The sequence below is a fragment of the Vibrio sp. 1557 genome (genome assembly GCF_033340175.1).
In the GTDB taxonomy this organism is placed as follows: Bacteria; Pseudomonadota; Gammaproteobacteria; order Enterobacterales; family Vibrionaceae; genus Vibrio; species Vibrio alginolyticus.
Map to the genome: position 1 here is coordinate 1 of NZ_JAWOVZ010000049.1, position 9,426 is coordinate 9,426.

General features: G+C 45.4%; 8 protein-coding genes. 5 read left to right on the forward strand and 3 right to left on the reverse strand.

The features are described from left to right. Positions 1-1,091 (reverse strand): diaminopimelate decarboxylase (gene lysA, locus R7070_RS23985; protein WP_318141318.1); only part of this gene is annotated, 1,091 nt, incomplete at its 3' end. Positions 1,092-1,152: 61 nt separating this feature from the next. Further along, entirely contained in the window at positions 1,153-1,269 is a 117-nt protein-coding gene (lptM, locus tag R7070_RS26830) for an LPS translocon maturation chaperone LptM (RefSeq protein WP_005378746.1), read from the reverse strand. Positions 1,270-1,343: 74 nt separating this feature from the next. Here lptM and cyaY point away from each other — a divergent pair, with 74 nt between their 5' ends. Continuing rightward, the gene (gene cyaY / locus R7070_RS23995) at positions 1,344-1,658 is read left to right on the forward strand and encodes an iron donor protein CyaY (RefSeq protein WP_017636091.1); all 315 of its coding nucleotides are present in this window, start codon (positions 1,344-1,346) and stop codon (positions 1,656-1,658) included. A 69-nt stretch (positions 1,659-1,727) separates the two neighbouring features. Here cyaY and R7070_RS24000 read toward each other — a convergent pair whose 3' ends face one another. Then, entirely contained in the window at positions 1,728-4,256 is a 2,529-nt protein-coding gene (locus R7070_RS24000; protein ID WP_193838028.1) for a class I adenylate cyclase, read from the reverse strand. 346 nt (positions 4,257-4,602) lie between these two features. Between R7070_RS24000 and hemC the strand changes: the two genes are divergently transcribed. From hemC to R7070_RS24020, 4 genes are read left to right on the forward strand one after another with little or no spacing between them, the layout of a single operon-like run. Continuing rightward, on the forward strand, positions 4,603-5,541 hold the full coding sequence (hemC, locus tag R7070_RS24005) for a hydroxymethylbilane synthase (RefSeq protein ID WP_005383388.1): 939 nt from the start codon (positions 4,603-4,605) through the stop codon (positions 5,539-5,541). Positions 5,542-5,543: 2 nt separating this feature from the next. After that, complete coding sequence (locus tag R7070_RS24010; RefSeq protein ID WP_005383386.1) at positions 5,544-6,272, forward strand: uroporphyrinogen-III synthase; 729 nt, start codon at positions 5,544-5,546, stop codon at positions 6,270-6,272. Between the two features lie 17 nt (positions 6,273-6,289). After that, entirely contained in the window at positions 6,290-7,501 is a 1,212-nt protein-coding gene (locus tag R7070_RS24015; RefSeq protein WP_005378751.1) for a uroporphyrinogen-III C-methyltransferase, read from the forward strand. Next, positions 7,501-8,682, forward strand: coding sequence for a heme biosynthesis protein HemY (locus R7070_RS24020; RefSeq protein ID WP_005383375.1), 1,182 nt, complete (start codon positions 7,501-7,503; stop codon positions 8,680-8,682). The genes R7070_RS24015 and R7070_RS24020 overlap by 1 nt, the downstream gene beginning before the upstream one ends. Positions 8,683-9,426 lie beyond the last annotated feature (744 nt).

Below are 9,426 nucleotides of genomic sequence, written 5' to 3' on the forward strand. Positions count from 1 at the left end.
AGTAGATCACCTTCTTGCAAAACGAGTGCGCGATCTTTACCCAAGAAGTCGCCGGTTTCACAAATAGGACCAACCAAGTCGTAAGTCTGAGCTTCACCCTTTCGCGGTGAAACTGGCACAATATCTTGCCATGCTTGGTATAGCGCAGGACGCATCAAGTCGTTCATTGCAGCGTCGATAATCGCAAAGTTTTTATGCTCAGTATGTTTTAAAAACTCAACACGCGTTAGCAAGATACCTGCGTTCGCAGCAATTGCACGGCCTGGCTCAAAGATCAGCTCCAAGTCTTGGTGATTTTCAAGACGGCCTAGTAACGCTTTGGCGTAATCAGAAGGCTGAGGTGGTAATTCATCACGATAGACCACACCCAAACCGCCGCCGACATCAAGGTGACGAATGTTAATGCCTTGTGCTTTTAAATCATCAATCAGAGCTAATAAACGGTCTGTCGCGTCGATAAATGGGTCTATATTGGTCAGCTGAGAACCAATGTGGCAGTCGATGCCTTGCACATTCAAGTTCGGCAGGCTTTGCGCGAATTTATAAACATCTGGCGCACGATCAAACGCAATGCCGAATTTATTGTCGCGAAGACCAGTCGAAATGTAAGGGTGTGTTTTCGCGTCGACATCTGGATTGATACGCAGAGAAATTGGCGCAATCACACCAAGCTCACCCGCAACCTTGTTCAAACGTTCTAGCTCTGGCTCAGATTCAACGTTGAAACATTTGATACCTAGCTCAAGAGCGCGCTTCATCTCTGCCGGTGTTTTACCAACACCAGAGAAAACGACTTTTTTCGGATCACCGCCTGCGGCAATCACACGCTCAAGTTCACCACCCGACACGATATCAAAACCCGATCCCAAACGCGCTAGCGTGTTCAATACGCCTAAGTTTGAGTTGGCTTTCACCGCGTAGCAAACCAGGTGAGGATGCTGACCCACAGCACTATCAAACGCCTTCCAATGGCGCTCTAGCGTGGCTCGAGAATATACGTAAAGAGGAGTGCCATATTGCTCTGCAAGAGCTTGAAGTGGGACGTCTTCGGCCCAAAGCTGGCCATCATCCTGATAGTTGAAGTAATCCAAAATTCGCTTCCCTTATTTTATTCGACTGCTGAACCCTAATTTCACCCTAAGGTGCGGTTATTTATTGTGATTGCTCATTCTGTTGAGTGTCATCTGGAATGTATAGTGAGCCAGACTGACCACACCCCGCTAAGGTCGCGGCAACCATCACAAACAACACAGTAACTAATTTTTTCATTTCGCATATCGTGATTATTGAATCAATGCCCCCTATAATCGCACCACACTCAGGAAAAGCAATAGGATAGACGGATGAACGATACTGAATTTCATCAACTGGTGGATGCGCAGATGCAAATCATCGAAGAATCCATCGATGATTCAGGCGCAGACATTGATTACGAAGTCACTGGCAACGTAATGACATTGGAATTTGAAGACCGCAGCCAAATCATCATTAATCGCCAAGAGCCGATGCATGAGATCTGGCTAGCGTCCAAATCTGGTGGTTTCCACTTCAAACTTATTGAAGATAAATGGACCTGCTCAAAAACGGGTATGGAGCTATTTGAAATGGTGAAGCAAGAGTGTGAAAAGCACGCGGGCGAAGCCATTGATTGGGTATAATACTGGTCAATCGTCACCAAAACAAAAAGAGCACCGAAGTGCTCTTTTTGTTTATTGATAAGGGTTTAATTACGCGTTCACAGTTTTGGTCGGGCGACTCGGTGAACAACCGTCATTACGGTAAGGAATGATATACGCATTCCCCTCTTCAGGGTGAATAATTTGATAGTACTGAGGCAGGTTAAAATTAATAAACTTCGACGCGACGCGACTATCGTCTTTTACCGACGTGTAGAAACTGTTTACAGACGAAATCATTTCATCTTTGGAGCCACTAAATTGGTGATACACTTCTACTTGATTTGACTCATCCAACACATAAATATTGAAGCCACCTTCGTTATCTTCAAAGAAGAACTGCACCAGACCTTCACTGGCAAACCCATCCACCGCTTCCGGCATTTGATATTCTTGCTCACGATCGAGCATTAACAGCGGCGAGCCTTTGAGTTTGTTAGTAGAAATGCTGCGGTAGAAATCGATGGAATTTTCTAGCTTCTGCACCGACACACCACGACGTTCAAAGAACAACCCATAAGTCTGGTTACCAAGACGCATCGCTTTAAAGCGGCGACGTTTCTCTTGCTCTACTGGTTTCAAGCGTAAGTCGATACATTCAGCTAAAAGCTGGTAAACCATATTACGCATCACACCACGCATGTTCTTCGCATAGCAGAACACATCCACTGATTCTGGTGGCAACGCATCTTGGTGCATTTTGCCCAAAATGGTTTTCAGTGCATCCAGCATCGCCGTTTCCCCTTTGAAATGCAGCGTACGCACTTCATGCCAAGAGTTACGGTAAACAAGGTCAACACTGCCGACTAAATTTTTATGTTCTGGACCAAAGCTAAAAATATCGGTGTTCTTAACATCCACTTTCAACGAACGACCAGAAAGTTCAGACGTCGGATCATTTTCAAAGTTGATGAACATCGCAAGCTGGCTTATTTCACAAGGACTCGCTAGCGCCTGCATAGATGGACGACGCTTACGCAACGCAAAAGTATTTCGTAAGTCACTCACCATTTGGTAAAACTTATCAATATCTAGCTGCGCTTCACGTACCACGGCATGTAAACGAGTCGATTCAGTAATCAAGCCATTGAAGAATGCCCAAGCAACCAACTTACTCAAGTATTCATGATGCTCTAGATATGGTTGCCCCAAAATGCGGTGCGCAATAAGTGGTTGTTTATAGAGGTACCAACCAGACTTGTTCACTCCCCCTTTTTTCACTTCGATAAAGCTCAAGTCAGGCTCGTGCAGATCAGGTGAAATCTGTGGGTTTAGTAACGTTACTTTGCCCGGCAATACTTCAAAAGCAGCGTAGAGTTTACGGGCCAAAATACTGATGTCTTGCGGACTGATAGCAGAAGTGATGTCGTTACGACGCGCAAATTGAATCAAGTTACGGTAGCTTTGCATCAACGCATCCAGCAATGCATGATGTACCACCTTCACTTGTTCAACCTTCCAATTACGGCGGTCATCGAGCTCTGCAACGACACTTGCATCCCAATTCCATTTTGCAATCATATCGCTCAGCGCTTCACGGCGCCAAGCTACTGAGCCAACATTCGGCTCACGAGATAATTTTTCATGGGTTTTGAGATAGAAACAGCGACGCACCAAATCCAAACGTGTATCGTCTTGAATTCGCTCTAAGTAACGGGTTACTTTTTCCAACATTAAGTAGTACGCATCCATGCCATAGAGATCAGGCTCATGGGCAAAGAAGCGACGCTTAGTGTCGATACTTAACAATTGAGTATGCGGGTATTCCCACGAGTAAGCTTCTAGCAAGATGGCTTTTAATACCGATTTGTAGGGAGAGTCGATGCTTTTGTATAACTGCCACAAGTTCGAGCCGAAGTATTCTTCAGCAGGAATGCAGTTCAATTTACCAAAGTCGATCCATTCACTACAGTCGATGTAACCATCACTGCACAGTTGAGAAACGTACTCGTCGTAACACTCTTCCATTTCTGGCGGCACGATTTGCCATAACAAACGCTGTCCGGCAATACGCACCGCACTACGATAGAATTCATCTAGCAAAAGTAAGTGCTGAGATGAACCACAGTTATCACCTGTCATCTCCTCAGAATGATTGCTTCTAAAGCGCTCTTTATCCATTAAGAAAAAGTTCGCTTCCACGCCTTTGCTTTGTGCCCAATCCGTGATGAGTAAGCATTTATTGGTCAATAACTCGCGTTCGTCACAATCCATATCGGGCGAGATACACACCCAAATATCCAAATCACTGGAAGTACTTTGACCAATCGAGGAGGTACTGCCCATGGTGTATAAACCCAATATAGCGGGCTTTTCTACCGTCTTGAGCGGCTGACCAATGGCAAGTTGAATATCATCTATGAATTGTTGCTGAATGCTATTTAGTTCGAGCCCATGCACACCAAACGGGACATCGGCATCATAATAGCCAGGAATTACAGGATGGTTGTAGTTCAACAAGGCAGGAATCAAGTGGAAGACTTGCTGGCTTTGCGAATCCATAAGCGCCAACGCGCGATCAACTCGCTGCTGATTCAAATTATCTAGTCGCTGGATGATTTTTTGGGTGTAAGCCTGCAAGGGGAATTCCTTGGTTGAACAATCACGAAAATCTGCTGACGTTTTAAACCAAAATGGCTTAAAAACGTGATCAATTTAACACTTTTATTGGTGCGGGTAAAGCTTCACGCCCGCGTATCACTCTGGATACAAAACCATACTTTAGTCACAAAATTAATCGCGCGGTAGTGTCGCTCTTATTACCTATTACTAATAATAGTCCTTAGTCTAATTGAGAATCCAGTCACACTATTTTCATAACGTCATGTAATTCCATTCATAGCCTTCAGAGATAACGAACTAACAGTAAGCATTTCTTGATGAGAATGGTAGGATAAACCCAAATCCAAACAGCATTGAGAAGATCATGACACAATCCACACCGATTCGCATTGCAACTCGAAAAAGCCCTCTTGCTTTATGGCAAGCTTACTTTGTTAAAGACGCCCTTCAAGCCGCTCACCCTGGCTTGGAAGTCGAGTTAGTAACCATGGTGACCAAAGGTGACGTGATTTTAGATACACCACTAGCAAAAGTTGGCGGCAAAGGCTTGTTCGTAAAAGAGCTTGAAATCGCGATGCTAGAAGGACGTGCAGACCTCGCCGTTCACTCAATGAAAGACGTACCCGTCGATTTCCCAGAAGGCCTTGGCCTCGTGACCATTTGTGAGCGTGAAGATCCTCGTGATGCCTTCGTCTCTAATACCTATAGCCACATTGATGAGCTCCCTCAAGGTGCCGTGGTTGGTACTTGCAGTTTGCGCCGTCAATGCCAACTGAAAGAATATCGTCCGGACATCATCATCAAAGAGCTTCGCGGTAATGTGGGCACTCGCCTTGGTAAGTTAGATGCGGGTGAGTATGATGCAATCATTCTTGCTGCGGCTGGCCTCAAACGATTGAAGCTTGAAGAACGCATTCGTAGCTTTATCGAACCAGAGCAATCACTACCAGCGGTAGGCCAAGGTGCTGTCGGTATTGAGTGCCGCCTTGACGATGAAAGACTGCTTAAGCTGCTTGAGCCACTTAACCACCAAGACACCGTAGACCGCGTTTTGTGTGAGCGCGCAATGAACCTTACGCTAGAAGGCGGCTGTCAGGTACCTATCGGCAGCTATGCCCTGCTAGACGGCGACAACATTTGGCTACGCGCATTAGTTGGCGAACCAGATGGCAGCGAAATTGTGCGTGGTGAAATTCGTGGCCATCGTAAAGATGGCGAAGCATTAGGAGTGCAGCTAGCCAATGAGCTGCTAGATAACGGCGCTCGTGAAATCCTAACTAAGCTGTACGCAGATCACGAATAACCATGGCAGTGTTGGTCACTCGGCCGGGAGAGCAAGGCAACGCGCTTTGCTCTCTGCTCGAAAGGCACGGCATTTCCGCATATCACCATCCTCTGATCGACATTGTCGCCGATCTCACGGACACGCACCTCTCTAAACATCTACATCAAGCTCAAATTGTTATCGCTGTTAGTCGACATGCAGTGCAATGTGCACAGCAAATCTTAGCCAGCAACGGGATGTCATGGCCGAAACAAGCTATTTACCTTGCCGTTGGTCAAAAAACAGCACACTATTTAAGCAAATGTACCCAACAGAAAGTACACTATCCCCAAGTCAGTGATAGTGAACACTTATTGCGACTGCCAGAGCTCAACAATGTGGCACAACAACAAGTTCTTATCCTTCGTGGTAACGGCGGAAGAGAGCTGATCAAAGATGCATTGGTGAGGCGTGGCGCAAAAGTTCACTATAGTGAGACTTACAAGAGAGAATTCATCCCATTCGATCCAGTAAGCTGTATCTCACTATGGAAAAACCTACAAATTAACCAGATTATTGTCACCAGTGGTGAACAACTGGATTATTTGTGCAGCCAATTGACGTCGGAGCAATTGACTTGGCTTAATCAACAAGAGTTGTATATCCCCAGTCAGCGTATCGCTGACATCGCAATTCAAAGGGGGTTCACTCGCGTGAGATGCACGGGAAGCGCATCCAACCAAGAATTACTGGCGGCTCTCCAGCCCTAGCTACACAGGATATAGGCATGACAAGTAAAAATAACGACCAAAAAAATAACGATAAAAACCTTTCCGAAGAAACCTCATCGGCACCGCTAGTCGAAAAAACCACATCGCAGCAGGATGCGGACCTTAAAAAAGAGCAACCACAAGCGGCCGAGCCCCCAAAAACAGCAGAGCCAACCAAAGTCGAGTTTGAAGAAAAACAAGGTAAACGCGGTGTCAAACTAGGCACGGTCGCTATCATCTTATCGATTATTTTTGGCGGTGGCCTCGCGTACAAGCTGCATCAACAGCAAGCCGATTACCAAGCGCAGATCGCCCAACTAAAAAGTCAGCTAGAAAGCACTCAAGCTTCCATGAAGCAAGAGCTCAGCCGGGTACAAGAAGAAACCATCGAGAAAGCAACAACCGTGACACACAAAGCGGAAGTGGTACTTGGACAGCAACAGAAGAGCATTGAAAGCTTACAGCTCGCCGTTGCCGATGTGAAAGGTCGTCGACCAAACGACTGGCTATTGGCGGAAGCCGATTACCTCGTCAAATTAGCCGGCCGTAAATTGTTCTTAGAGCACGATGTAGAAAGCGCGACTCAACTGATGGAAAGTGCAGACCAACGCATTGCAGCGCTGAATGACCCTAGTCTCGTCAAACTACGTAAAGCAATGGCAAACGATATCACCAAACTTCGCACTATCCCGCTAATTGACCGTGATGGATTGGTACTACGCTTAACTGCCCTGCAACAGCAAGTAGACAAGCTCCCTCTCGCCAATGCACTGCTACCTGAAGCTGAAGCCGTAGAAAACACTGAAGTGTCTGAAGATATCGCAAACTGGCAAGATAACTTAATGACCTCTTTGAAGGACTTTTCAGAAAACTTCATTACCTTCCGCACGCGCGATGGTAACGTCATTCCACTGCTTTCTCCTGAGCAACACTTTTACCTGAAAGAAAACATCAAAGCCAAATTGGAAACGGCAATAAAAGCGGTGTACCAAGAACAAGGTGAAATTTACACCACATCTCTAAAAACAGCCGACAAATGGGCATTAGCTTTCTTCAACCAAGACGATAATTCCGTTAAAGAGTTCAACAAAACGGTTAACCTGCTAAGTCAGCAAAATATTCAAGTGGAATACCCAACAAAACTGCAAAGTCAGTCTCAACTATCAGATGTCATCCGTGAACGCCTACGTCGTGAAGTCACAACGATGACAGGCATGGAGGATAAGTAATGTTTCGTCTTATTTTCCTATTTGTTGTACTAGGCGCAGGACTATTTGTTGGCACCCAGTTTTCTGGTCAGCAAGGCTATGTACTCATCTCCATTGCCGAGAAAACGATCGAGATGAGCGTAACGACATTAGTGGTTTTCGTTATCGCAGCACTCGCAGGTCTTTTTCTGCTTGAGTACCTGATTAAGAAGTTAGTTTATGCTAGTTCTACAACATGGAACTACTTCAGTGTTCGCAAAATGCGCCATTCCCGCCGATACACCAATGAAGGCATTATTAAACTTCTAGAAGGTGACTGGAAAGGTGCTGAGAAAAAAGTAACTCGCTGGGCAAATCATCACGATATGCCGCTGCTTTGCTACTTAGTTGCCTCTGAAGCCGCACAAGGTCAAGGTGATAAAGCAAAACGAGATCACTATCTAGAGCTAGCGAGCCAACAAGAGAACGCCCATCTCGCAGTAGAGCTGACTCGAGCGAAACAATTTATCCGCGACAACGAGTTCGAGTCCGCTTTCGATACCTTGCAATCGTTAAAAAGTCAGTATGCGAGTAACTCTATTGTATTGAACTTGCTGAAAACAACGTACATGCAGCTAAAGTTGTGGCAACCTCTTATTGACCTCTTGCCACAACTAACCAAAGCAAAACTCATCTCGGACGAAGAACATGCAGAGCTGATTCAAAAGGCGCAGTGCGGCTTACTCCATGAAGTAGCGCAGCAACAGGGTAGCGAAGGGCTAATCTCCCATTGGAATAGCCTCTCACGTAAAGTGAAACAAGACACACACCTCGTTGCCTGTTTTGCTCGAGAACTCATCACACGAAAAGCTGATGCAGAAGCCTTTACCGTGCTAAAAGAAGCATTAAAAAAACAACCAGCCCCAGAGCTTTATCAACTACTGCCAGATCTAAATCTGCCAGATACCCACCCTGTCGTGGTCTTCTTAGAGGGAGTAGTGAAGAAAGAACCGGATAACGCCGCTGCCCATAGCGCATTAGCGCACTTCTATTTCCGTCAAGAGAAGTGGCAAGAAGCCCAGGATCACTTTGAGATCGCCTTAAAGCTTCGCTCTGACGTCTCTGACTATGCATTCCTAGCAGACACACTAGAGAAGCAAAATCTAACCAAAGCTGCTCACGAAGTCTCTCGTAAAGCTCTCACGCTCGTACAGAATGACTAACTTAAGATGACCTAACCAAGCCGACAGCTTACCTGTCGGCTTTTTTATTGCCTGCTATTAACCCTTCAGTCCTTAGTCATCAATATGTTTATCCAATTCATTGGCTCCCAAGTAGTTCTCAACTTCCTAGCAACTCACTATCGTTTCACTTTCCTCTTCTCTTTTGACTACTCTGATCCTGTCATTCCAGCAGAATCCAAAACAATTTTAAAAGATGCAGGAATACGTAACTTTAGCCTGTTGATGTATGGTTTTAAGACGTAGCTAGATTTAGGCAATAGAGCACACGCGTCGCTAGACTGAGTAAAACAAAAAGATACATCAGTGAAACAGTGGCTATTTGAGTATGCTTATTTGTTCGGTCTATCCGGTAAAAGGGCTAGAGAAGCAATGGTAGTGCTTTAAGAGAACGATAAGGCAATAGATGGTTCAACACCTTAACAAAGCATCTCCAACAACCTTATCGGGACAGCATGCAGTGATGAGGATGAACAGCTTTAGAAGCAACTGCACTTCTTAGCAAAAATCAAAACGTCACAACCAATACCGATATTACTTTGTCGAAAAGTAGATCGCATATGGAATTGATTTTTGGCAAGCACAGATAGAGTAATAAAGATGTACGGAAATGAAAAAAGCCTCGCTATTTTTAGCAAGGCTTCTTAATAGTGGCGGAGAGATAGGGATTTGAACCCTAGATACGCTATTAACGTATGCCGGTTTTCAAGACCGGTGCTTTCAACC